This window comes from Mesorhizobium sp. YIM 152430 (assembly GCF_029210365.1).
In the GTDB taxonomy this organism is placed as follows: Bacteria; Pseudomonadota; Alphaproteobacteria; order Rhizobiales; family Rhizobiaceae; genus Aliihoeflea.
In genome coordinates this window covers 274,441-296,764 of the sequence record NZ_JARGES010000027.1, presented here as the reverse complement: position 1 = coordinate 296,764, position 22,324 = coordinate 274,441, and the positions used below count along the sequence as shown (strand labels likewise).

At 63.7% G+C, this 22,324-nt stretch carries 22 protein-coding genes; 6 read left to right on the top strand and 16 right to left on the bottom strand.

The features are described from left to right. Positions 1 to 2: 2 nt before the first annotated feature. The 4 genes from PZ895_RS09200 to PZ895_RS09185 are packed head-to-tail and all read right to left on the bottom strand — an operon-like array spanning position 3 to position 3,020. Positions 3 to 368, bottom strand: a complete 366-nt coding sequence (locus PZ895_RS09200) for a PRC-barrel domain-containing protein (protein ID WP_275838716.1) — start codon at positions 366 to 368, stop codon at positions 3 to 5. A gap of 42 nt (positions 369 to 410) precedes the next feature. Next, positions 411 to 1,259 (bottom strand): 3-deoxy-8-phosphooctulonate synthase, encoded by an 849-nt coding sequence (gene kdsA / locus PZ895_RS09195; RefSeq protein WP_275838715.1) that lies wholly within the window; start codon positions 1,257 to 1,259, stop codon positions 411 to 413. Then, complete coding sequence (locus PZ895_RS09190; RefSeq protein ID WP_275838714.1) at positions 1,256 to 2,101, bottom strand: VOC family protein; 846 nt, start codon at positions 2,099 to 2,101, stop codon at positions 1,256 to 1,258. The genes kdsA and PZ895_RS09190 overlap by 4 nt, the downstream gene beginning before the upstream one ends. A 37-nt stretch (positions 2,102 to 2,138) precedes the next feature. Continuing rightward, positions 2,139 to 3,020, bottom strand: a complete 882-nt coding sequence (locus PZ895_RS09185) for an alpha/beta fold hydrolase (RefSeq protein WP_275838713.1) — start codon at positions 3,018 to 3,020, stop codon at positions 2,139 to 2,141. 131 nt (positions 3,021 to 3,151) lie between these two features. On the opposite strand from PZ895_RS09185, the gene PZ895_RS09180 reads away from it, so the two are divergent. After that, on the top strand, positions 3,152 to 4,141 hold the full coding sequence (locus PZ895_RS09180; RefSeq protein ID WP_275838712.1) for a glycosyltransferase family 1 protein: 990 nt from the start codon (positions 3,152 to 3,154) through the stop codon (positions 4,139 to 4,141). Between the two features lie 3 nt (positions 4,142 to 4,144). On the opposite strand, the gene PZ895_RS09175 is transcribed toward PZ895_RS09180, so the two are convergent. The 6 genes from PZ895_RS09175 to PZ895_RS09150 all read right to left on the bottom strand — a co-directional run bounded on the left by PZ895_RS09175 (position 4,145) and on the right by PZ895_RS09150 (position 10,053). Continuing rightward, the gene (locus tag PZ895_RS09175) at positions 4,145 to 5,773 is read right to left on the bottom strand and encodes a CTP synthase (RefSeq protein WP_275838711.1); all 1,629 of its coding nucleotides are present in this window, start codon (positions 5,771 to 5,773) and stop codon (positions 4,145 to 4,147) included. Positions 5,774 to 5,854: 81 nt separating this feature from the next. Continuing rightward, positions 5,855 to 6,661, bottom strand: a complete 807-nt coding sequence (locus PZ895_RS09170) for a L,D-transpeptidase (RefSeq protein WP_345803522.1) — start codon at positions 6,659 to 6,661, stop codon at positions 5,855 to 5,857. 183 nt (positions 6,662 to 6,844) lie between these two features. Then, positions 6,845 to 7,330, bottom strand: a complete 486-nt coding sequence (secG, locus tag PZ895_RS09165) for a preprotein translocase subunit SecG (protein ID WP_275838710.1) — start codon at positions 7,328 to 7,330, stop codon at positions 6,845 to 6,847. A 130-nt stretch (positions 7,331 to 7,460) separates the two neighbouring features. Then, positions 7,461 to 8,261, bottom strand: coding sequence for a glutamate racemase (murI, locus tag PZ895_RS09160; protein WP_275838709.1), 801 nt, complete (start codon positions 8,259 to 8,261; stop codon positions 7,461 to 7,463). Next, positions 8,254 to 9,093 carry an RNA methyltransferase gene (locus PZ895_RS09155; protein WP_275838708.1) on the bottom strand — a complete coding sequence of 280 codons (840 nt, stop codon included), beginning with the start codon at positions 9,091 to 9,093 and terminating at the stop codon, positions 8,254 to 8,256. The genes murI and PZ895_RS09155 overlap by 8 nt, the downstream gene beginning before the upstream one ends. A 63-nt stretch (positions 9,094 to 9,156) precedes the next feature. Continuing rightward, positions 9,157 to 10,053, bottom strand: coding sequence for an alpha/beta fold hydrolase (locus tag PZ895_RS09150; protein WP_275838707.1), 897 nt, complete (start codon positions 10,051 to 10,053; stop codon positions 9,157 to 9,159). Between the two features lie 140 nt (positions 10,054 to 10,193). Between PZ895_RS09150 and PZ895_RS09145 the strand changes: the two genes are divergently transcribed. Both PZ895_RS09145 and PZ895_RS09140 read left to right on the top strand, forming a co-directional pair. Further along, positions 10,194 to 11,408: an NADP-dependent isocitrate dehydrogenase gene (locus PZ895_RS09145; protein WP_275838706.1), complete on the top strand. Its 1,215-nt coding sequence runs from the start codon at positions 10,194 to 10,196 to the stop codon at positions 11,406 to 11,408. Between the two features lie 131 nt (positions 11,409 to 11,539). Next, complete coding sequence (locus tag PZ895_RS09140; RefSeq protein WP_275838705.1) at positions 11,540 to 11,902, top strand: PRC-barrel domain-containing protein; 363 nt, start codon at positions 11,540 to 11,542, stop codon at positions 11,900 to 11,902. Between the two features lie 69 nt (positions 11,903 to 11,971). Here PZ895_RS09140 and alaS read toward each other — a convergent pair whose 3' ends face one another. Both alaS and recA read right to left on the bottom strand, forming a co-directional pair. Then, positions 11,972 to 14,632, bottom strand: a complete 2,661-nt coding sequence (alaS, locus tag PZ895_RS09135; RefSeq protein ID WP_275838704.1) for an alanine--tRNA ligase — start codon at positions 14,630 to 14,632, stop codon at positions 11,972 to 11,974. A 183-nt stretch (positions 14,633 to 14,815) separates the two neighbouring features. After that, the gene (gene recA, locus PZ895_RS09130; protein ID WP_275838703.1) at positions 14,816 to 15,916 is read right to left on the bottom strand and encodes a recombinase RecA; all 1,101 of its coding nucleotides are present in this window, start codon (positions 15,914 to 15,916) and stop codon (positions 14,816 to 14,818) included. A 207-nt stretch (positions 15,917 to 16,123) separates the two neighbouring features. Between recA and PZ895_RS09125 the strand changes: the two genes are divergently transcribed. Together PZ895_RS09125 and PZ895_RS09120 are read left to right on the top strand one after the other, a co-directional pair. Continuing rightward, a complete protein-coding gene (locus PZ895_RS09125) occupies positions 16,124 to 17,071 on the top strand; it encodes a carbohydrate kinase family protein (RefSeq protein ID WP_275838702.1) in 948 nt (315 codons plus the stop codon). After that, complete coding sequence (locus PZ895_RS09120; RefSeq protein WP_275838701.1) at positions 17,068 to 17,979, top strand: pseudouridine-5'-phosphate glycosidase; 912 nt, start codon at positions 17,068 to 17,070, stop codon at positions 17,977 to 17,979. Before PZ895_RS09125 ends, PZ895_RS09120 begins: the two co-directional genes overlap by 4 nt. 47 nt (positions 17,980 to 18,026) lie before the next feature. Here the strand turns inward: PZ895_RS09120 and PZ895_RS09115 are convergent, their stop codons facing one another. After that, positions 18,027 to 18,677, bottom strand: coding sequence for an OmpA family protein (locus PZ895_RS09115; RefSeq protein ID WP_275838923.1), 651 nt, complete (start codon positions 18,675 to 18,677; stop codon positions 18,027 to 18,029). A gap of 175 nt (positions 18,678 to 18,852) precedes the next feature. On the opposite strand from PZ895_RS09115, the gene PZ895_RS09110 reads away from it, so the two are divergent. Then, positions 18,853 to 19,200 carry a hypothetical protein gene (locus tag PZ895_RS09110; protein ID WP_275838700.1) on the top strand — a complete coding sequence of 116 codons (348 nt, stop codon included), beginning with the start codon at positions 18,853 to 18,855 and terminating at the stop codon, positions 19,198 to 19,200. Here PZ895_RS09110 and PZ895_RS09105 read toward each other — a convergent pair. From PZ895_RS09105 to PZ895_RS09095, 3 genes are all read right to left on the bottom strand, one after another. Then, positions 19,193 to 19,792 (bottom strand): ABC-type transport auxiliary lipoprotein family protein, encoded by a 600-nt coding sequence (locus tag PZ895_RS09105; RefSeq protein ID WP_345803521.1) that lies wholly within the window; start codon positions 19,790 to 19,792, stop codon positions 19,193 to 19,195. The two genes, PZ895_RS09110 and PZ895_RS09105, sit on opposite strands and share 8 nt — an antisense overlap. Before the next feature lie 91 nt (positions 19,793 to 19,883). Beyond that, positions 19,884 to 21,482, bottom strand: a complete 1,599-nt coding sequence (locus PZ895_RS09100) for an MlaD family protein (protein WP_275838699.1) — start codon at positions 21,480 to 21,482, stop codon at positions 19,884 to 19,886. A gap of 14 nt (positions 21,483 to 21,496) precedes the next feature. Further along, positions 21,497 to 22,318, bottom strand: a complete 822-nt coding sequence (locus PZ895_RS09095) for an ABC transporter ATP-binding protein (protein WP_275838698.1) — start codon at positions 22,316 to 22,318, stop codon at positions 21,497 to 21,499. Between the last annotated feature and the right edge of the window lie 6 nt (positions 22,319 to 22,324).

Genomic DNA, 22,324 nt, shown 5'->3' with positions numbered 1-22,324 from the left:
GATCAGTACCAGTAGGGCTGGACCTTGTAGTAGTCATAGGACGCGTCGCGCGCGGCCTTGCCGTCCGAACCGGTCAGTTCGTCGATGTCGTGCGTCGGCGCGGCTTCGAGTTGCTCGCGCGTGAACGGGACGACATAGCCTTCCTGGTTCTTCTCGTAGTCGAGGGCCGACCACGGAATTGCGTGGTACCTTTCGCCGATGCCGAGGAAGCCGCCGAAACCGATGACGGCGAACATGATGTTGTTGGACGTCTTGTCCAGCATCACGTCCTCGATCGAGCCGATATGCTGGCCTTCGGTATTGTAGACATTGGTGCCGATGACGCGCGATGCGCGGATGGCCTGCGTGTGGCCCGTTGCGGTGGTCATTGATCTGCTCCTTGGGTTGTTTCCCGTTGAGCATCAAACCAGTCAGCGTGGTGAATGTTCCGACGATTTCGCGATGCGGTCGAAGGCGACGAGGCGCGTCAGAAGCGCTTCCATCTGCTCGACAGGGACCATGTTCGGCCCGTCCGAGGGTGCGGTGTCCGGGTCCTGATGGGTCTCGATGAAGACGCCCGCGACGCCGACGGCGACGGCAGCGCGCGCCAGCGTCTCGACGAAGCGACGCTCGCCGCCCGACGATCCGCCCTGCCCGCCCGGCTGCTGCACCGAATGGGTCGCGTCGAAGATCACCGGTGCGCCGGTCCCGGCCATGATCGGCAGCGCGCGCATGTCGGAGACGAGCGTGTTGTAGCCGAAGGACGCGCCGCGCTCGGTCAGGAGCACGTTCGGATTGCCCGATTCGGTCACCTTGGCTACGACGTTCTTCATGTCCCAGGGCGCGAGGAACTGGCCCTTCTTGACGTTGACGACCTTGCCGGTCTTCGCGGCGGCGATCAGAAGGTCGGTCTGGCGCGAAAGGAAGGCCGGGATTTGGAGAATGTCGACCACTTCCGCGACGATGGCGCACTGCTCTTCGGTGTGGACGTCGGTGAGCACCGGAAAGCCGAACTCGCGCTTCAGGTCGGCGAAGACCGGGAGAGCGGCGTCGAGGCCCGCACCGCGCGTTCCCTTGAGCGAGGTGCGGTTGGCCTTGTCGAAGGATGACTTGTAGACGAGGCCGAGGCCCAGCCTGTCGGTGATCTCTTTCAGGCGGCCTGCCATGTCGAAGGCATGGTCGCGGCTTTCGAGCTGGCAGGGGCCTGCGATCAGGACGAAGGGCGCATCATTGGCAATGACGATGTTGCCGACGGATACGGTGGCGTTGGGGCGGATCATGATCTGTCCTCGAAAGTGAAAATCGCGCCCTGACCGGATGCGGGCCGCACCGTCAGCTTGCCGCCTTCCCGCTCGAAGACCACGTCTCCTGCCGCAAGCGCTTCGGCAGTCGCATCGATATCGGCGACGGCGAAGTGGATGGCGGCAAGGCGAAGCGGTCCGTCTGCGGGCTCGATCGCAAGCCGCGAATTGCCCAGATGCGCAGAGAGAGCGCCGTTTGCCCGGCCGACCGGCCCGTTGGCGAGTGTGGACAGGAATGCCTCCTGCGCCTGCGGATCGACGGCGGTCAGCGTGACGCCGGCAATGCCCGCCACGCCGTTGCGATGCGTTTCGAGCGCGGCACGGCCGGCCAATGCTGGAGCCTCGATGCGCTGGCAGGTGAAGAAATAGGCGGCATCGCTTGTCGGCTCCGCAGCGAATGCGAGCCGGAACGAGACCTTGCCGCTTCGTCCCTTTGGATCGACGAAGGCGCGTGAGAAATCGAGGACCGGTCCGGCGGAAAAATCCGCTTCGTCAAAGCCCGCATGATCCGCCATCGCGTCGTCCGTCTTGAAGACGAGCGCCGAGAAGCCGTCAGCGCCGACCGCCTGCCGATAGAGTGCATCGCGGGCGACGAAGACGTTCCTGCTCTCGATCGCCTCAGCGACTTTGATCGCATCCCCGATTGCCAGCGGCTCAAGGAAGGTGTCGTCGGCGAAATAGACGCAGGAATTGATCGTGCCGAACGGGTGCGTGCCTTGTGGCGCCACAGTGAATCCGAGAGCTTCATAGCGGGCGCGCGCCGTTGCCAGATCGGGCACCGGCAGGACGCAGTGGTCGAGAAGTCGCAGCGTCAATGTCATCGCGGCGGTTTGCCCCAAAGCGGGCTCGGGTGCAAGGCTAGTGCGTCGCCGGTTCCAGCGGCGCGGCCTGTGCCGTTCCGCCGCCCAGATCCGGCAGGAGTTCGGGCAGCCGGAACTGCTCGAGAAAGCCGGTGACCGCTTCGAGGGCGCCGTGGGCGAACATATCGCCATGACCGGCTTCCTTGAAAATGTGCAGCGATGCGAACGTCTCGTTCAGGGAAGCGAGCTTTTGGGCAAAGGTCGCGGGCGTCACCTGGTCCTGCCCGCCGGCCATCAGCAGGATCGGCACGTCGATCTCGCCGATCCGCGAGCGCGTGTCGAACTGGGTGCGCACGAGCCAGACCGGCGCCCTGCCCGCCTGCTGGCGCACGGCATCGCGAAAGCTGGTGAACGGCGCTTCGAGGATGACCGCGCGCGGCTTGATCTGGCTGGCGGCATAGCTCGCTATCCCGGTGCCCATAGAATATCCGTAGAGGATCGTCCCGTCGGGCGCCATGTTCTCGACCGCCAGCTTCGCAAGAAGGCCCGCGGCGTCGCGATAAAGATGCGTCTCGCTCGGCCGGCCGGGATTGCCGCCATATCCGCGATAGCCGGCGAGCAGCAGGCCATAGCCCTCTTCGGCAAGCTTGAAGAGATGGCTCGGCTTCTTGACCAGGTCGCCGACGCGGCCCGGAAAATAGACGATGACCGGTTTGCCGGGGTCGGGCTGCTTGTACCAGCTCCGCAGGGTCAGCCCGTCATGGGTCTTCATGTCGAAGGGTTCGAGCTTGGCGTCGCTTTCCAGATGAAGGACGCTGAGCACCAGCCTTTCGCGAAAAAGGATCAGTTCCGGCACGGTCTGCATAGCAATTGTCGCAATGCCGCCCAGCGCGACGACGAACGCTGCGGCCATCATGCGTGGGGACTTCAACGAAATCATGCCGATCGACGTTCCTCTTGCGAAAAATGGCTGCCTCTTCGAGAGCAGCCAATCATGTCTGCAATTTGTTACACATCCGTCACATTGTGTGAATAGGCTGCGGCCAATCGACTCGGCTGGAAAGAAGCCAGATGCGAATCCTGTTCGTGACAGATGCCTGGGAACCGCAGGTCAACGGTGTCGTGCGGACCATGAAAAGTCTGATCGCGGCACTCGAACAATTCGGCATCCACACGACGCTGCTTACGCCACAAGGCTTTCGATCGCTTGCCATGCCAACCTATCGCGACATTCGGCTTGCCATAACGCGGCCGAAGACCATCGCGCGGGCGATCGATGATGCGCGCGCCGACCATATCCACATCGTGACGGAAGGACCGCTTGGCATTCTGGCCCGCCGCGACTGCCTCAAGAGGGGCAGGACGTTCTCTACGAGCTACCACACGCGCCTTCCTGAATATCTTCGCGCGCGAATGCCTATTCCACAAAGCCTGTCCTATCTGCTGCTGCGCCGATTCCACAATGCCGGCATCGCCACGCTGGCGGCGACCCCTTCGCTTGTGACGGAACTCCAGGAACGTGGCTTCACGCGCATCGCGCCCTGGGGACGCGGCGTGGACCTCGACCAGTTCAATCCGGGGAATCGCTCGGATTTGGGGCTGCCAGGTCCCGTTTTCCTCTATGTGGGTCGCGTCGCGGTGGAAAAGAACATTCCCGCCTTCCTCGACCTCGACCTGCCGGGAACCAAGCTGGTGGTCGGTGGCGGTCCGGATCTGGACTTCCTGAAGGCGCGCTACCCGCATGTGCGTTTCGCCGGCCCCCAATTCGGCGAGGAACTGGCGCGGACCTATGCGTCGAGCGACGTCTTCGTCTTTCCCAGCCGCACGGATACGTTCGGGCTGGTGATCCTGGAGGCTTTGGCGAGCGGGCTTCCCGTCGCGGCGTATCCGGTGACCGGGCCGGTCGACATCCTGACCGAAGGCAGCGGGGCGATGCATCAGGATCTGCGGCTGGCGTGCCTCGCGGCGCTAAATATCCCGCGCGAGTCCGCTCGCAGACAGGCGGAGCGGTTTCGCTGGGAAAACTGCGCGCAGATATTCCTGCGCGCAATCGCTGCCTAGCCCTTATACAAGCCTGCTCTGCTCGACCGCCGCCTCGATGAACGAGGCGAATAGCGGGTGCGGCTCGAACGGACGCGACTTCAGTTCCGGGTGATACTGAACGCCGATGAACCAGGGATGGTCGGCATATTCGATCGTCTCCGGCAGCACTCCGTCCGGCGACATGCCGGAGAAGATGAGGCCGCTGTCCTCCAGCCGATCCTTGTAGTCGACATTGACCTCATAGCGATGACGATGGCGCTCGGAAATGTCGGTCGAGCCATAGATGTCGGCGATCCGCGTGCCTTCCTTCAAGGCCGCCTTGTAGGCACCGAGGCGCATCGTACCGCCGAGATCTCCGGCCGCCTGGCGCTTTTCGAGCATGTTGCCCTTCAGCCATTCGGTCATCAAGCCGACAACCGGTTCCTTGGCGGGGCCGAATTCGGTCGAGGACGCGTTCTCGATGCCGGCGAGCGAACGAGCAGCCTCGATGCAAGCCATCTGCATTCCGAAGCAGATGCCGAAATACGGCACCTTGCGTTCGCGTGCGAATTTGGCGGCGAGGATCTTGCCCTCGGCGCCGCGCTCGCCGAAGCCGCCGGGAACGAGGATGCCGTGGACCTTTTCGAGGAACGGCGCCGGGTCTTCCTTCTCGAACACTTCCGATTCGATCCAGTCGAGCTTGACCTTGACCCGGTTCGCCAGGCCGCCATGCGACAGGGCCTCGATCAGCGACTTATAGGCGTCCTTGAGGCCGGTATATTTGCCGACGACGGCGATGGTGACCTCGCCTTCGGGATTGTGCAGACGGCTCGAGACCTCCTGCCAGCGCTCCATGCGTGGCTTCGGTGCCGGGTCGATGCCGAAGGCGGCCAGCACTTCCGAATCGAGCCCTTCGGCGTGGTAGGCCATCGGCACGTCATAGATGTGCGACACGTCAAGCGCCTGGATGACGGCCGTCTCGCGCACGTTGCAGAACAGCGAGAGCTTGCGGCGCTCCTCGGTCGGGATCGAGCGGTCGGCGCGCACGAGCAGGATGTCCGGCGCGATGCCGATGGAGCGCAGTTCCTTGACGGAATGCTGCGTCGGCTTGGTCTTCAGTTCGCCGGCCGCCGGAATCCAGGGCATCAGCGTCAGATGGATGTAAACCGCCTGTCCGCGCGGCAGATCGTTGCCGAGTTGGCGGATGGCCTCGAGGAACGGCATCGCCTCGATGTCGCCCACCGTGCCGCCGATCTCGCAGAGAACGAAATCGTAGTCCTCATTGCCTTCGAGGACGAAATTCTTGATCTCGTCGGTGACGTGCGGAATGACCTGCACGGTCGCGCCGAGATAGTCGCCGCGCCGCTCGCGTTCGATGATGTTCTTGTAGATGCGGCCGGTGGTGATGTTGTCCTGCTGGTTTGCGGAACGCCCGGTGAAGCGCTCATAATGACCGAGATCGAGATCGGTTTCCGCGCCGTCGTCGGTGACGAACACCTCGCCATGCTGATAGGGCGACATCGTGCCCGGATCGACATTGAGATAGGGGTCTAGCTTGCGCAGTCTCACGCGATAGCCACGGGCCTGCAAAAGGGCGGCGAGTGCCGCTGCTGCAATGCCTTTGCCAAGGGAGGAGACCACGCCGCCGGTGATGAATACATATCGCGCCATGGGAGTCGGTGCTTACCGTCACAAATGAAAATGCGCCAGCCAAAAATCTTCGGCCGGCGCATTTAGGGGTGGAAGAAGGGATCAGAGAACGACGACTTCGGCGCCGACCCTGACCCGCGAATAGAGATCCATGACGTGCTCGTTGATCATGCGGAAGCAACCATTGGACGAGGCGCTGCCGATGGTCTCGGGCTGATTGGTGCCATGAATGCGAACATGGGTGTCGACCTTGTCCTGGTGCAGATAGATCGCGCGCGCGCCGAGCGGATTGTCCGGTCCGCCATTCATGCCGTCCTTGTACTGGCCATACTTCTGCGGCTCACGTTCCTGCATCGCCTTGGTGGGAAACCACCGCGGCCATTCCTGCTTGTCGCCGACCCTGGCGGTGCCCTTGAACTCGAGACCGTCCTTGCCGACCGCGATCGCATAGCGTCGTGCAGAGCGGCGATCCTCGACCAGATAGAGCACGCGCGCCTGCGGATCGATGACGATGGTGCCGGGCTCATAGCCGGAGAACGGAACCACGACCGGCATCTGCTCGGGCTTCGGTGTGAACTTGCGGACCTTCTCGCGCTCGCCGAGCACTTCGTCGAGCGCGCGGGTTTCGGGCAGAAGCTCCGTCTCCATTGGCCGCATGAAGCCGGTCGAGACCATCGCCGTCGATCGCAACTCACCAATATTGCCTTGGGTGCGGATAGTAGCGACGTCCTGAACGGGCAGCGCAGGAGCGGGTGCGGCAATGCGGGCCGGCTGCGGCTTGACGACCTGACGCGGCGCGACGGGCGCCGCCTTCTCCTGCGGAAACACGAACACCGGCGGCGGCTCCTGCGCGAAGGACTGGGTTGCGAAGCCGGCAAGAAGGATTGCCAGAGCGATACGCTTGATCATGTCGAAAGCCCCTTTGCGCCGCGCGCGCCAATGCGTTCCACGACACGCGTGGACATCGCCATCATATCAAAACCGCCATGCGACCCTCAAGGGCTGCAAGGCCCTTGATGCTGCGACGCAAACGAAATCGGGCGGCTGTGATCACAAGAACACAACCGCCAGATGATAGCTCGCCAAATGGAATCAGTTGCCGGTGGGAACCTGATCCTGTTCGACCGGTGCCGCATCCGTATCCGTTGCAGACGCGGCTGGCGCTTCGTCTGTTGCCGGTGCTGCGGGTGCGCCTGACGCTGCGCCATCGTCGGATGACGGTGCGGAAGGCGCTGCCGGGGCGGTCGGAATGTCGTCTCCGCCGAGTTGGTCGAGCACGCCGCCCGAGCCCGAGGGCGCCTGCTGGCCTTGCTGCTGGGTCGGGATGCGATCGAGGAAATCGGTCGGCTGTTCGCCGTAGCGGGCCAGCAGGGAGAGGCCGAGCGATGTCGCAAAGAAGATCGCGGCCAGAATGCCGGTCGCCCGCGTCAGCGGATTGCCCGAACCGCGCGCGGCAGCGAAATTGCCGCCGCCCCCACCGCCGATGCCGAGGCCGCCGCCTTCGGAACGTTGCAGCAGCACGACGGCCACCATCGCCAGAACGACGAGCAAATGGATGACGATGAGGATGGTTTGCATAAGAAAATCCGGGTGATCTTTTCTCTCCCGCGAAAGGTGACGCGGGGCGACGCGGCTCAATACACGGCTTCAGCCGCCATTCCAAGTCCTATATGGCCAAGCCCTATATGGCTGGCACGGAGCCGTGATTTCAAGGCCGGGCGATTGATTGAAGCCCGAAACCCTGCATCAGCCGGTTGACCGCAAAATCGGCATTGCCCGAGGTGAATACCGCGTGGTCGAAAACATTGCGGTCGCCGCCGCCGGCCGGCTTGTTGTCCAGAAGCGCCAGAACGCGCCGCGCGATCGCCTCTGCCGGGTCGAGCCAGTCGACCGGCCAGGGCGCGAGTCGCCGGAACACGTTGGCCAGAAAGGGATAATGCGTGCAGGCAAGGACGACGATGTCGGTGCGCCGGCCGTCCTGCTCGACGAAGCAGGGCTCGATCTCGGCGCGGATCGCATCCGTATCGACGGGCTCGCCGCGAATGTGCGCCTCGGCAAAACGCGCCAGCGACTGGCTGCCGACGAGCCGCACATGGCATCTGGTCGCGAAGGACTGGATCAGATTGCGCGTATAGGCGCGCTTGACCGTTCCCGGCGTTGCCAGAACCGAGATCAGCCCGGAGCGTGTACGCTCGGCAGCCGGCTTGATCGCCGGCACCGTGCCGACGAAGGGTGTCGAGGGATAGGAGGCGCGCAGATCCTGGAGAACCAAGGTCGAGGCCGTGTTGCAGGGAATGGCGAAGACCAGCGGGTCGTGCTCGGCGATCAGCTTGCCGGCAAGCTCGACGATCCGCGCCTTGAGCGCCTCTTCCTCCCAGTCGCCATAGGGGAACGCCGCGTCGTCGGCCACGTAGACGAAGCGCCGGTCGGGCATCAAGACGCGTGCCTCGCGCAGGACGGTCAGGCCGCCAATCCCTGAATCGAACAGGATGATCGGCCGGTCAGCCATCCGCGTCTCCCGGCTCGCGACCCTGCGCGTCCGCCTCGGCCTTGCGTTTCGAATATCCCGCGCCGCGCGGCTCTTTCGGGGAGTAGTAGTCGAGCGAGTTCAGGGCCCCGCGCAGGAGCTTTATCTCGGCGACGCTGAAGCCCGGCCGGGTCAGCACCGCGCGCAAGGCGTCGACCATGCGCGGCTTCTTCGCCGCAGGACGAAAGTAGCCGCGCGCGTCGAGCGCCGATTCCAGATGGTCGAAAAAACCGGCGAAGATCGCCTTCGGCGCCTGCTCGATGACGGGGCCGGAAAAAGGCACCTGCTCGGTTTCCGAACCGCTTTTCATCCATTCATAGGACATCAGGAGGACGGCCTGCGCGATGTTGAGCGAGGCGAAGGCGGGATTGACCGGGAAGGTGACGATCTCGTCGGCGAGCGCCACTTCCTCATTGTCGAGGCCGAACCGCTCGCGCCCGAAGAGGATTCCGATCCCCTCGCCCGCGCCGAACCGTCGGCGCAGCTCACCCGCCGCCGAAACCGGCCCGCGCACGGGCTTGAAGCCGTCGCGCTGGCGGGCCGTGGTGGCGAGCACGTAGTTCAGGTCGGCGATCGCTTCGGCAAGCGTTTCGAAGACGCGGACCTTGTCGATGACATGATCCGCCTTCGAAGCGGCAGCCCTGGCCTTCTCGCTCGGCCAACCGTCGCGCGGGTTGACGAGGCGCAGTTCGGCCAGGCCGAAATTCGCCATGGCACGCGCGACCATGCCGATATTCTCGCCAAGCTGCGGCTCGACGAGGATGATCGCCGGTCCTTCCTGGATCAGCGTGCGGTCGCGGTCGGTGCCTGCCATGTCTTTCCCGTTCATCGATGCGGATTCACCACTGGCACAGGCGCGGAAAAAACGGAACAGGCGTCAGCCGACGAACTCGCGGATTGCACTTGCCACGGCTTGCGGACGTTCATGCAAGATCCAGTGGCCGCTGTCGGAAAAGCGTCGAACGATCAGGTCGGGCGCATAGTCGGCGAGATCCGCGATCGTCACCGGACGCAGGGCCTCGTCCGCCTCGCCCCAGAGCAGAAGATGCGGCAAGCGAACGCGCATTGCCGCATCCGGCATGTCGTCGATCGGCGAATGTGCGGCCGGCTGACCGATGGCGGGAACGGCGATCGGTGAAGCGCGATACCAGTTGAGCATCCCGGTCATCGCGCCGGGCCGGCTCCACGCTTCCATATAACGCGTGCGTTCGTCTTCGTTCATCCACGCCGTCTTCGAGAATCCCGACAGCATGTTGAAGGTGCGACGATAGTCGTCTTCCGCCATGCGCAACTCGGCGCCCTCGGCACGCAGGCGGTTCATGTACTGGCTCGCCTTGCGCTGCTCCGGATCGTGCGAGATCGCGCGCTGGAAAAGCGCAGGATGAACGCCGTTCGCGATGACGAGATGCGACAGGCGCTCGGGATGCGCGAACGCGTAGGCATAGGCGATCGACGCGCCCCAGTCGTGGCCGGCGAGCACGAAGGGCCTATCGCGCGACAGATGGTCGGCGAGCGCGGCAAGATCGGCGACGATGTGCTTCGATCGATAGGCGTCGACGCCCTGCGGCTTGTCGGACAGGTTGAAACCGCGCTGGTCGGGTGCGACGAGATGGAAATCATCCGCAAGCGCGCGCATCACGCCTTCCCACGCCGCCCAATATTCGGGAAAGCCGTGCAGGCAGATTATCAGTGGTTTGCCTCGATCCCCCATCTCGGCGACATTGAGGGAAATCTGGCCGGTATCGAACCGGAAAAACCGCACGTCGCCGCTCATTCGAACCTCTCCCCATTGCGTCCAAAGCCTTGCGTCCGTTCGGCTTTGCCTTCCGGGCGCACAATGCTATAGGGGCCGCAAATTCCCGGCGCGTCCCGCTCTGGTCGCGCCTTCTCCCAACAGACAGCGAGGCATTTCTCATGGCGAAGATCAAGGTGGCAAATCCGGTCGTCGAACTCGACGGCGACGAGATGACGCGGATCATCTGGCAGTTCATCAAGGACAAGCTGATCCACCCCTACCTTGACGTCGACCTGAAATATTTCGACCTCGGCATGGAAAGCCGCGACGCGACGGACGACCAGATCACCATCGACGCGGCCGAAGCGATCAAGAAGTACGGCGTCGGCGTAAAGTGCGCGACGATCACCCCGGACGAAGCGCGCGTCGAGGAATTCGGCCTCAAGAAGATGTGGCGCTCGCCCAACGGCACGATCCGCAACATCCTCGGCGGCACCATCTTCCGCGAGCCGATCATCATGAAAAACGTGCCGCGCCTCGTTCCGGGCTGGACGCAGCCGATCATCGTCGGCCGCCACGCCTTCGGCGACCAGTATCGCGCGACCGATTTCAAGTTTCCCGGCGCCGGCAAGCTGACGATCAAGTTCGTCGGCGAGGACGGCCAGGTCATCGAGCATGAAGTGTTCGATGCGCCAGCCTCCGGTGTCGCCATGGCGATGTACAATCTCGACGATTCGATCCGCGAATTCGCTCGCGCCTCGCTGAATTACGGCCTTCTGCGCGGCTATCCGGTCTATCTTTCGACCAAGAACACGATCCTCAAAGCCTATGACGGCCGCTTCAAGGATATCTTCCAGGAAGTCTACGAGACCGAGTTCCTGGACAAGTTCAAGGAAAAGAAGATCACCTACGAGCACCGGCTGATCGACGACATGGTCGCGGCCTCGCTCAAATGGTCGGGCGGCTATGTCTGGGCCTGCAAGAACTATGACGGCGACGTCCAGTCCGACACGGTCGCGCAGGGCTTCGGTTCGCTCGGCCTGATGACCTCTGTGCTGATGACGCCGGACGGCCAGACCGTCGAGGCCGAAGCCGCCCACGGCACGGTGACCCGCCATTTCCGCCAGCACGAGAAGGGTCAGGAGACCTCGACCAATTCGATCGCGTCGATCTTCGCGTGGACGCGCGGCCTCGCGCATCGCGCCAAGCTCGACGACAATGAAGAACTGAAGAACTTCGCCGAGACGCTCGAGCGCGTCTGCATCGAGACCGTCGAATCCGGTCACATGACCAAGGATCTGGCGCTTCTCATCGGTGCCGACCAGCCCTGGCTCTCGACGACCGGCTTCCTCGACAAGGTCGACGAGAACCTGCAAAAGGCGATGGCCGCCTGAGGACCAGGCTGAATGTAAATTGAACAGGGCGGCTTCCTCGGCCGCCCTTTCATTTATACAAACCGCGTTATTCGGCGAACCAAACCATCCCTCGTGCATTGAAGGCGAGTATCAATTTCAAGGAGCAGTCCATGTTCGCCAAGACCGTTACCCTCGCATTCGTCTCGTCCGCCCTTCTGGCCAGCTCTGCATTCGCACAGACGGCATGGGTCGAGATCGAAGACAATGTTCAGGTTCCCGCGCTCAACGCGACCGTCGACCAGATCGACGACTGGGACGTCTATGCCGGCGGCGAGAAAGTCGGCGAGGTCGAAGAGGTGGTCGGAACGCAAGCCGGCACCGCAACGGCTCTCGTGGTCGACTTCGAAGGCAATGGCGGCTTTGCCGATCAGGACGTCGTTGTCCCGCTTGACCAGTTCACCTGGGAAAACAACCAGCTCGTGCTCAACGCGGATGCTACCGCAGTCGGTTCGATGGAAATCTGGAACGACTGATCGACGGTCGTTCATATGGACAAAAAGCCGCGGACTCCCGCGGCTTTTTTCATTCCGGCATCAGGCCATTCAGCCGGCGAGCGCTTCGCGAACCGCCGCAATGGCCGCGTCCGCATTTGCCGCATCGGGGCCGCCGGCCTGCGCCATGTCCGGACGACCGCCGCCACCCTTGCCGCCGATGGCCGCAGATGCAGCGCGGACGAGATCGACCGCACTATAGCGGCTCGTCAGATCGTCGGTGACGCCGACGACGACGCTCGCCTTGCCATCATCCGTCCCGACGAAGACGACGATGCCGGAGCCGACCTGGCTCTTGCCGTCATCGGCGAGCGGCTTCAAATCCTTGGCCGACACGCCCGAGACGACGCGGCCGAGGAAGCCGACACCGGCAATCGTTTCCGCTTCCTGCGCGCCGGCCGGACCTGCGCCGCCGCCGAGCGCCAGCTTCTTGCGGGCGTCGGCAAGTTCTCGCTCCAGCTTCCTGCGCTCGTCGAGAACGGCTTCAAGGCGCGTGACGACATCCGCCGGAGCGACTTTCAGCGCGGTCGCCGCCGCCTTCAGGCGCTTGTCCTGCTCGTCGAGATGCTGCCGCGCCGCCTCGCCCGTCAGCGCCTCGATGCGGCGAACGCCCGAGGCCACGGCACCCTCGGTCAGAAGACGCACGATGCCGATGTCGCCGGTGGCGGCGACATGCGTTCCGCCGCAAAGCTCGGTCGAATAGCTCTGGCCGGCCTTGTCGCCGTGGAGCGCCATGCCCATCGACACGACACGGACCTCCTCGCCATATTTTTCGCCGAAGAGCGCCATCGCCCCTTCTGCGATCGCGTCGTCCACGGCCATCAGTCGCGTCGTCACCGGTGCATTTTGCAGCACGATTTCGTTGGCAAGTTCCTCGATGCGCGCCAGTTCCTCGGCCGCGATGGGCTTGGGATGGGAAAAGTCGAAGCGCAGGCGGTCGGGCGCGACGAGCGAGCCCTTCTGGGCGACATGCGTGCCGAGCACCTCGCGCAGCGCCTCATGAACCAGATGGGTCGCGGAATGATTGCGGCGGATGCGCGCGCGGCGCGCCGCATCGACCTTGAGTTCGACTGCCGCTCCGGTCTTCACCGTGCCCGATGTCACGCGGCCGAAATGGACGAACAAGCCGTCGGCTTTCTTCTGCGTGTCGGTGACGTCGATTGCGAATCCTTCGCCGATCATGCGGCCGGCATCGCCGACCTGCCCGCCCGATTCGCCGTAAAACGGAGTCTGGTTGACGACGACCGCAATTTCGTCGCCTTGCGAAGCATCGTCGACCTGAGCGCCATGCATGACGATGGCCGAGATGACGCCTTCGGCCGCTTCGGTGTCGTAACCGAGGAACTCGGTCGCGCCGACCCTGTCGCGAATGCCGAACCAGACGGTTTCGGTCGCAGCCTCCCCCGAGCCGGACCAGTTGGCGCGGGCCTCCGCCTTCTGCCGCTCCATGGCCGAAGTGAAGGCATCCGTATCGACGGAAATGCCGCGCTGGCGCAACGCGTCCTGCGTCAGGTCGAGCGGGAAGCCGTAGGTGTCATAGAGCTTGAAAGCGGTTTCTCCGTCGAGACGGTCGCCTTCGCCGAGGGTCTCCGTTGCGTCGGAAAGCAGCGAAAGGCCGCGTGCGAGCGTCTTGCGGAAGCGCGTTTCCTCGAGTTTCAGCGTTTCGGTGATCAATGCCTGGCCGCGCACCAGTTCGGGATAGGCCTGGCCCATTTCGCGCACGAGAGCCGGCACCAGCCGCCACATCAAGGGGTCGGCCGCGCCGAGCAACTGCGCGTGGCGCATGGCGCGGCGCATGATGCGGCGCAGGACATAGCCGCGGCCTTCGTTCGACGGCAGCACGCCGTCGGCGATGAGGAAGCTCGAGGCACGCAGATGGTCGGCGATAACGCGGTGGCTGGCGCGGCTCTTGCCCTCCGCCTTCACACCCGTCGCTTCCTCGGAGGCGCGGATTAGGGCGCGGAAAAGATCGATGTCGTAATTGTCGTGAACGCCCTGAAGGACGGCTGCGATGCGCTCCAGGCCCATGCCCGTGTCGATCGACGGGCGCGGCAGGTCGATCCGTTCCTCCTTCGAAATCTGCTCGTACTGCATGAAGACGAGGTTCCAGATCTCGATAAAGCGGTCGCCATCCTCGTCCGGGCTGCCGGGAGGACCGCCGGGAATGCTCTCGCCATGGTCGTAGAAAATCTCCGAGCACGGCCCACACGGGCCGGTATCGCCCATCGCCCAGAAATTGTCGCTGGTCGCGATGCGGATGATGCGCTCGTCGGCAAGGCCGGCGATCTTCTTCCAGAGCGCCGCGGCCTCGTCGTCCGTGTGATAGACGGTCACGACGAGGCGGCTCGCGTCGATCCCATATTCTCTCGTGATCAGATTCCAGGCGAAATGAATCGCCTCGTCCTTGAAATAGTCGCCGAACGAGAAATTGCCGAGCATCTCGAAGAAGGTGTGGTGGCGCGCGGTGTAGCCGACATTGTCCAGGTCGTTGTGCTTGCCGCCGGCGCGCACGCATTTCTGCGCCGTGGCCGCGCGCGAATAGGGGCGGTTCTCGAGACCGGTGAAAACGTTCTTGAACTGAACCATGCCCGCATTGGTGAACATCAGCGTCGGATCGTTGCGCGGAACGAGCGGGCTGGACGCCACCGCCTCGTGACCGTTCTTCCGGAAATAGTCGAGGAAGGTCGATCGGATTTCGTTGACGCCACTCATCTGCGAACCTTTATGTGCTGGCTGGCCCCGACATCAGGGAAGGAAAGGCCTTTTATCCTCGGGTCCCGGCGCTGTCCAGAAATCCGAAAGGAACGTTTCCGAACGGTCCGGGACCGGCGGCGCTTTCCATCAAAAAAGCCGCCGGACGAGCCGGCGGCCTTCAACATCCATCATGCGAAGCGCCTACATGCCCGACGCATCATCGAAACCGGAATCGCCGTCCCCATCCTCGGGCCTTCCTTCATCGAGGAACTTCTCCGCGATCAGACCGGCATTCTGGCGAAGTGCCAGTTCGATCTCGCGGGCAGCGGCCGGGTTGTCGCGCAGGAACTGCTTGGCATTCTCGCGCCCCTGACCGAGGCGCTGGGAATTGTAGGAGAACCAGGCGCCCGACTTTTCAACCACGCCGGCCTTGACGCCGAGATCGACCAGTTCGCCGGTCTTCGATACGCCTTCGCCATACATGATGTCGAACTCGACCTGCTTGAAGGGCGGTGCGAGCTTGTTCTTGACGACCTTGACGCGGGTCTGGTTGCCGACGACCTCGTCACGGTCCTTGACCGAGCCGATGCGGCGGATGTCGAGGCGCACCGAAGCATAGAACTTGAGCGCGTTGCCGCCCGTCGTCGTCTCGGGCGAGCCGAACATGACGCCGATCTTCATGCGGATCTGGTTGATGAAGATGACCATGGTGTTGGACCGCGAAATCGAAGCGGTCAGCTTGCGCAGCGCCTGGCTCATCAGGCGTGCCTGGAGGCCCGGCAGCGAATCGCCCATCTCGCCTTCGATTTCCGCGCGCGGCGTAAGTGCCGCGACCGAATCCACGACGAGCACGTCGATCGCACCGGAGCGGACCAGCGTGTCGCAGATTTCCAGCGCCTGCTCGCCGGTGTCGGGCTGCGAGATCAGCAAGTTCTCCAGATCGACGCCGAGCTTGCGGGCATAGACGGGATCGAGCGCATGTTCGGCATCGACGAAGGCGCAGATGCCACCCTTCTTCTGCGCCTCGGCGACCGTGTGCAGCGCAAGCGTCGTTTTGCCCGAGCTTTCCGGTCCGTAAATCTCGATAATTCGTCCTTTTGGAAGGCCGCCGACGCCGAGCGCGATGTCGAGTCCGAGCGATCCGGTGGGAATGGTCTCGATCTCCACCACCTGCTCGTTCGCGCCGAGCCGCATGATCGAGCCCTTGCCGAATGCACGCTCGATCTGCGAAAGCGCAGCGTCGAGTGCCTTTGTCTTGTCCACAGATCTGTCCTCTACAAGCCGCAATGAATTCTGAGCCATGATACATACCCCGTGCTGGTCAGCGAAGATGGACAGTTCCGTGTCCCGTGGATTTTTGTACCTTTTTTGTTCTCACTTTGCAAGTGGGGTCAAGCCACTGAAACATCAACGTTTCGCCATGCATGTTCGAATTATGTTCTCCACCTTCCCCAGGGTCGCGTCATCGTCATATCGTGCGCATCTTCGGCTTCGCAGGAGCATCGCGCCATGAGTCCGGGACCTGCGATTCTGGCCATCGGGGGTGCGCATATCGACCGGCGCGGCGTCATCGCCGGCGCCTATCGGCCTGGCGCGTCCAATCCCGGAGCGATGCGTGAGGAGGTCGGCGGCGGCGCGTTCAATGCGCTGCGAAATGCCTGCCTGATCGGCGCGAGCGGGGCGATGCTCTCAGTGCGCGGCGGCGACGCTGCCGGGTGGCTGGTCGAAAAGGCGATCGCCGAAGCGAAGATCGAGGACCTTTCGGCGACGTTTCTGGACCGCGCGACGCCGAGCTACACAGCCATTCTGGAAGAAAGCGGCGAACTCGTCTGCGGCTTTGCGGACATGGCGCTCTACGAACAGGCGTTCGACAAGCAGTTGCGTCGTCATCCTTTTCGCGACGCCCTCGGCAGGGCCAGCGGCATTCTGACTGAGGCCAACCTGCCACAGACGGCGCTGGAACGATTGGCCGGCTCGATCGATGCGCGGCCGCTTTTTGCAATCGGCGTTTCGCCGGCCAAGATATTGCGACTGAAGCCGATCCTCGGTTCGTTTGCAGTCCTGTTCATGAACCGCAACGAAGCCTGTGCCATCACCGGGCTTGCCTTGGGGGCGAGCGACGATCAGCTGATCGCCGCGCTCGATGCGGCGCATCTCGCGCGTGCCGTCGTGACGGCGGGCGCCGGGCACCTGCTTCTGCTGGACAACGGCCAGCCCGCGATTCTCGCGCCTCCACGCACGCCCGACGTACGCGACGTGACGGGCGCCGGCGATTCGCTTGCGGGCGTGACGATGGCGCGCATGTTGCAAGGGCTGGACTTTTGCGAGGCGGTGCGCCATGGCATCGCCGCCGCATCGCTGACGATCCAGAGCGAAACCGTCGTCGCGAATTTCGGTGAAACCGAATTGCTGAACCGCCTGGCCGACGTGCCGGAAGTGACCCGGAGCCTGAAATGACGCCAAGCCAATCTCATCTCGATCTCTCGGCCGAAGTCGCCGCAGCATTGGCGGCCGGCAAACCGATCGTCGCGCTTGAAAGCACGATCATCACCCATGGAATGCCCTATCCGCAGAATGGCGAGATGGCGGCACGGGTGGAAGAGATCATCCGGGGGGAAGGCGCGGTGCCAGCGACGATCGCCATCGTCGAGGGACGAATAAAGATCGGGCTCAGCGATGGCGAACGCGACGCGCTCGCGCAGGCCCGGAATGTAATGAAGCTGTCGCGCGCCGATCTCGCTTTCGCCGTCGCGCAGAAGAAAACGGGCGGAACCACCGTCGCCGCGACGATGATCGCGGCGGACTTCGCCGGCATCGGGGTTTTCGCCACCGGCGGGATTGGCGGGGTCCATAAGGGCGCCGAGACGAGCTTCGACATTTCGGCCGATCTCGACGAACTTGCGCGCACGCCGGTCATCGTCGTCTCGGCCGGTGCGAAAGCCATTCTCGACGTCGAAAAGACGCTGGAGGTTCTGGAGACGCGCGGTGTTCCGGTCGTCGGATACCGGACGGACGTCATGCCGGCCTTCTGGTCGTCGCGCTCTCCCCTGCCCGCGCCGCTGAGGCTCGACGAGGCGGAAGACATTGCGCGCTTCCACAGGACGCGACAGGAATTGGGATTGCGCGGCGGCATGTTGATCGCAAACCCGGTGCCGCAGCACCAGGAAATTCCAGCTGACATCATGGCCGGCCACATCGCGCAGGCGCAAGCCGAACTCGGCCCCAAGGGCATCAGCGGCAAGGCGGTGACGCCCTATCTTCTCGGCCGGCTGCTGGAACTCACCGATGGCGCGAGCCTCAAGACCAACATCGCGCTGGTCGAGAACAACGCCCGGCTGGCGGCCAGGATCGCCAAGGCGCTCTGACGAAAAACCCCGAAATCCGGGGCTTCTCGTTTCGTCTGCTTATCCGGTCAGGTGATCGGCGCGAGGTAGATCTCGACGCGGCGGTTCTGCTGGCGCCCTTCCGGCGTCGCGTTGGACGTTATCGGCTGGCGATCACCGAAACCGTTGACGGCGAAGCGGCGACCGTCGATGCCCTGGGCGTTGAGATAATTCGCGACCGACAGCGCGCGACGCTCCGACAGGCCCTGATTGTAGGCAGGGTTTCCGGTGGAATCGGTGTGGCCGTTGACGTCCACGACGGTCTGCTCATAGCGACGCAATACGAGAGCGACCGAGTTCAGCGTGTTGTAGAACTCGCCGCGAACCTGATCCTGGTCGGTATCGAAGGTGACGTTGGACGGCATGTTCAGGACGATCTGGTCGCCCTGGCGCGTGACCGAGACGCCGGTGCCCTGAAGCTGCTGGCGCAGTTCGTCTTCCTGCCGGTCCATGTAATTGCCGATGGCGCCGCCGCCGAGCGCACCGACGCCGGCACCGATCAGGACGGCATTGCGCTGCGCGCGGTCGCTGCCGCCGACGGCAAGGCCGGCGAGCGCGCCGAGGCCCGCTCCGATCGCGGCACCGCCTGCCGTGTTCGACATGCGTTGTTCGCCGGTGAACGGGTCCGTCGTGCAGCCGCCTGCGAAAATGAGAGCCGTCGCAGCGACGGCGAGCTTCATCGAAGTCAAGATTCCCTCCAGCATTTGCCCTGATTGCGCGGAAACACCCCGAATCCGCTGCGTTACGGAGTTCTAGCACCGATTGCGGCAGATTCGCGATCCCGAACCGTCATCAAGCTGGAACATGGCCGGATTCCGTGCATTATGCCGCCGAACTCACGAAAGTCCGCCATCCATGCACCAGACCATTCACCTCGTTTTCGCTCTCGGCCTTCTTGCAGTTTCCGGCTGTACGACATTGAACGAGGGTCTCGAAGCGGAGGTGGTCAATTCGATCCGTTATGACGACACGCCTTGCCCGCAACTGATCGGAGAGCGCAATGCGCTGGCCGCGCAATACGGTTTGTCGCAGACGGTGAAGCGCACGCCGTCGACCGAATCGCGCTTCATGGGTGTCGGTCCGCTGATCCCCGACCTTCGGGCCGAGGAGGTGCGGCGGCGCAATCTCGCCATCGGCCAGATCGACGCGATGAACCGCTCGCTCACGCGTCGCGCCTGCATCGGCGACGCGGCCGCTACATAGCCGAGAGGGCCCAGGGCACCAGTTCGCTTATCGCCTGCGAGAACGCCTGATCGAGGGCTGCGGCATAAGCGATATTTCCCGTTCCGGCCACCGGCGCCTGTGCGGTGAACAGGCGCGATGCGCGGACCGAACCGTTGCGGTCGTTCAGCACCTTGACGAAGAGGCCGACATCGGCGCGCGCGCCGCCGTCGACGCGAACGCCGAAGGAGCGGATCTCCGTCACGATCTGATAATCGATCGCGAGCCCCTGCCCCGGCAGGCCGACCCCGCCAAGACGGCCGGATGCCTGGAACGCCTCGGACAGCCGCACCTGGATAACCCGCGGAAGGCGGTCCGACCATTGCGCGCCCGACAGATACTCGATCGAACCGGGTGAGGTTCGAATGACGATCTCCTGCCCGTCGAGCGACTGCAATGCGGTCGGTTCGGCGATCAGAACCTGGGTTCGCCCGCGTTGTGGTCCGCTCGCCGCAGTCGCCGTCGTCGTCAACTCGAACGTGTCGAGCGGAGCCGGGCCGCCGCCCAGCAACGCACAGCCGGACAAGGAAAGAGCAAGTCCGGCAGCGGCCAGAAATCGAAAACGCAATGTCACTGATCAACCCCCGACTGATTGTTCGCAGCATGAGGCTGCAATTTTCGCGCGCACGCCGACATAGAATTATCATTTGACATGATTGGTTCCCTCATCGGCGCTGGCGCCCGTCGAACTGACGCACCTCGCCCGCACCGCCGCCGAGAATGCGCTGCGGATTGCGCTCGAGATCGGTGATCGCACGCTCGATGCGGTTGATCGATTGGCGCGTGTCGCGCACCAGCCCATCGACTTCGCGCAAGCCCTGACCGGTAAACCGCGACAGGTTGCCCGAGATGACGCCGACCTGCTGGTTGAGCGTGTTCGCGACCTGGCGATAGGCGGCGAGCGTGGCGCTCGCATCGGCGATCAGCCCTTGCGTGTTTTCCGAGCCGAGCACGTCGTCGACACGCGCATCGATGGTGTTCGCCATGCCGCGGAAGGCATCGAGCGTCTGGCGGGCATCGGCAATCAGTCCTTCCGTCTCTTCCGAGCCGAGCAGGCTGTCGATGCGCTCGTTGAGCGTGTCGGCCACCTGGCGGAAGCTTCGGAGCGTCTCACGCGTGTCCGCGATCACGCCATCCGCCTGGCCCGATCCGAGAAGATCGTCGACGCGCATGAGAACCGAATCGACCCGCAGAGATGCCTGATTGAGGCGCTCACCAAGAAGACGCGCGTCGGATATGATTGCATCGATGTCGTCGGATCTGCCGCTGACGGTTTCGGCGACGGATGAGACGTCGGCCGCTACCTGGCGGATGGTGTCGCTGGCGGCGGAAAAATTGGCGACGACGTCGCCAATCACTTGCGGATCGACTTCGCCGATGATCGCCTCGACATTGGCGACGGCGCCGTCGACGCGCGTGAACGTGCCCTGAGCACTCTCGGTCAGTTCGGCAACGGATGCGGAGGCGCGATCGATATTGGCCATGATGTTGGCAAGGCCGTCGCCGGCCACGCGCAGATCGCCCGTGAATTCCTCGACATTGCCGACGACGGCATTGATGCGATCGGGATCGATCGCGGCGATGAAAGTCTCGGCGGCGCCGAGCGTCGATTCGAGCTGGCCCGAGACGCGCGACAGAGTGCCGGAGAGGTCCGAGACGCTGGCGAGGAATGTGTCGATGCCTTCCGCGTTGCGTCCGAGCGCCTCGGAAAAGCGCTGCGCGTTGCGCGCGGATTCGACGAGGGGGCCGCGCACGTCGGTCGCGAAGCCTTCGAATTCCGTCAGAACCGAGTCGGCCCTCCGAAAGATCGACTGGGCGCTTTCGAGAAGGTTCGTCACGGCCGACGGATTGGCCGTCAGTTCGGCGACGGTGTTGTTCGCATCGGCCTCGTCGAGAAGGCTCGGCTCGTCGAGATTGGCGCCGCGCAGTTCGATATTGGCCTGTCCGGTCAGGCCCGCGAGACCGACATCGACCTGCGTCGAGCGGGTGATCGGAGTCAGCCTGTCGATCTCGGCGTCGGCGATCGCGGCGGCCGGGTTGCGCGGATCGATATAGACGCGGCGAATGTCGCCGACGCGCACGCCGTTGAACAGGATCGCGCTGCCGCGTCCCAGGCCAGACGCGGAGCCCGGTATCAGGATGCGCACGCTGGCCGTCTCGCCGCGCTCGCCGACCGCCGCGGTCCAGTAGACGAAGGCGAAGGCGGACAGGATGGCGACAAGCGTGAAGATGCCGACGGTGACGTAATTGGCTCGTGTTTCCATTCAGCTTCTCTCGTTCAACCGCGCGCGGACATGTCGATCTGGCGCGCGCGTTTTCCGCGGAAATAGGATTGCACCCACGGCTCGTCGTAATTCATCAGTTCCTCGACCGTCCCGTCGACCATCACCTTCTTGTTGCCGAGAATGGCGATGCGGTCGCAGACCGAGAACAGGCTGTCGAGGTCGTGCGTCACCATGTAGACGGTCAGGCCCATCGTATTGCGCAGCTTGTCGACCAGTTCGTCGAAATCGGCCGCGCCGATCGGATCGAGACCCGAAGTCGGCTCGTCGAGGAAGACGATGTCGGGATCGAGAGCGAGCGCGCGCGCCAGGGCCGCGCGCTTGATCATGCCGCCCGACAATTCGGACGGGAACTTGGCGGCCGCGTCCGGCTTCAGCCCGACCAGTTCGAGCTTCAGCATCGCCAACTCGTCCATGAGCCTTTTGGGCAGGTCGAGATATTCGCGCATCGGAACCTGGATGTTTTCCTTCACCGTCAGCGCGGAGAAGAGCGCGCCGTGCTGGAAAAGAACGCCAAGTCGCATGTCGATGGCGACGCGCTGCTGGTCGGAAACCCTGTCGATGTCCACTCCGAAAAGCTCGATCGCACCGGCCTGCTTGCGGTTGAGGCCGAGGACCGTGCGCAGGAGAACCGACTTGCCGGCGCCCGATGGTCCGATGAAGCCCAGGATTTCGCCGCGATAGACGTCGAGCGAGAGATTTTCCAGAACCGTCGCCCTGCCGAAGGAAACCGTCACGTCGCGCGCGCGCAGCACGACGTCGCGTTCGGGTGCGGGATGCAGGTGGACCGGAGCGGTCTGGATCGTCGCTTCGCTCATCGCGCC

What these genes read in the sequence shown, in the direction of transcription:
- secG (WP_275838710.1), bottom strand. Translation starts at nt 7,330, where the DNA reads ATGCAAACCATCCTCATCGTCATCCATTTGCTCGTCGTTCTGGCGATG.
- recA (WP_275838703.1), bottom strand. Translation starts at nt 15,916, where the DNA reads ATGGCTCAGAATTCATTGCGGCTTGTAGAGGACAGATCTGTGGACAAG.
- PZ895_RS09110 (WP_275838700.1), top strand. Translation starts at nt 18,853, where the DNA reads ATGCACCAGACCATTCACCTCGTTTTCGCTCTCGGCCTTCTTGCAGTT.
- PZ895_RS09120 (WP_275838701.1), top strand. Translation starts at nt 17,068, where the DNA reads ATGACGCCAAGCCAATCTCATCTCGATCTCTCGGCCGAAGTCGCCGCA.
- PZ895_RS09185 (WP_275838713.1), bottom strand. Translation starts at nt 3,020, where the DNA reads ATGATTTCGTTGAAGTCCCCACGCATGATGGCCGCAGCGTTCGTCGTC.
- alaS (WP_275838704.1), bottom strand. Translation starts at nt 14,632, where the DNA reads ATGAGTGGCGTCAACGAAATCCGATCGACCTTCCTCGACTATTTCCGG.
- PZ895_RS09200 (WP_275838716.1), bottom strand. Translation starts at nt 368, where the DNA reads ATGACCACCGCAACGGGCCACACGCAGGCCATCCGCGCATCGCGCGTC.
- PZ895_RS09155 (WP_275838708.1), bottom strand. Translation starts at nt 9,093, where the DNA reads ATGGCAGGCACCGACCGCGACCGCACGCTGATCCAGGAAGGACCGGCG.
- PZ895_RS09150 (WP_275838707.1), bottom strand. Translation starts at nt 10,053, where the DNA reads ATGAGCGGCGACGTGCGGTTTTTCCGGTTCGATACCGGCCAGATTTCC.
- PZ895_RS09125 (WP_275838702.1), top strand. Translation starts at nt 16,124, where the DNA reads ATGAGTCCGGGACCTGCGATTCTGGCCATCGGGGGTGCGCATATCGAC.
- PZ895_RS09175 (WP_275838711.1), bottom strand. Translation starts at nt 5,773, where the DNA reads ATGGCGCGATATGTATTCATCACCGGCGGCGTGGTCTCCTCCCTTGGC.
- murI (WP_275838709.1), bottom strand. Translation starts at nt 8,261, where the DNA reads ATGGCTGACCGGCCGATCATCCTGTTCGATTCAGGGATTGGCGGCCTG.
- PZ895_RS09190 (WP_275838714.1), bottom strand. Translation starts at nt 2,101, where the DNA reads ATGACATTGACGCTGCGACTTCTCGACCACTGCGTCCTGCCGGTGCCC.
- PZ895_RS09145 (WP_275838706.1), top strand. Translation starts at nt 10,194, where the DNA reads ATGGCGAAGATCAAGGTGGCAAATCCGGTCGTCGAACTCGACGGCGAC.
- PZ895_RS09180 (WP_275838712.1), top strand. Translation starts at nt 3,152, where the DNA reads ATGCGAATCCTGTTCGTGACAGATGCCTGGGAACCGCAGGTCAACGGT.
- PZ895_RS09100 (WP_275838699.1), bottom strand. Translation starts at nt 21,482, where the DNA reads ATGGAAACACGAGCCAATTACGTCACCGTCGGCATCTTCACGCTTGTC.
- PZ895_RS09115 (WP_275838923.1), bottom strand. Translation starts at nt 18,677, where the DNA reads ATGAAGCTCGCCGTCGCTGCGACGGCTCTCATTTTCGCAGGCGGCTGC.
- PZ895_RS09095 (WP_275838698.1), bottom strand. Translation starts at nt 22,318, where the DNA reads ATGAGCGAAGCGACGATCCAGACCGCTCCGGTCCACCTGCATCCCGCA.
- PZ895_RS09170 (WP_345803522.1), bottom strand. Translation starts at nt 6,661, where the DNA reads ATGATCAAGCGTATCGCTCTGGCAATCCTTCTTGCCGGCTTCGCAACC.
- kdsA (WP_275838715.1), bottom strand. Translation starts at nt 1,259, where the DNA reads ATGATCCGCCCCAACGCCACCGTATCCGTCGGCAACATCGTCATTGCC.
- PZ895_RS09140 (WP_275838705.1), top strand. Translation starts at nt 11,540, where the DNA reads ATGTTCGCCAAGACCGTTACCCTCGCATTCGTCTCGTCCGCCCTTCTG.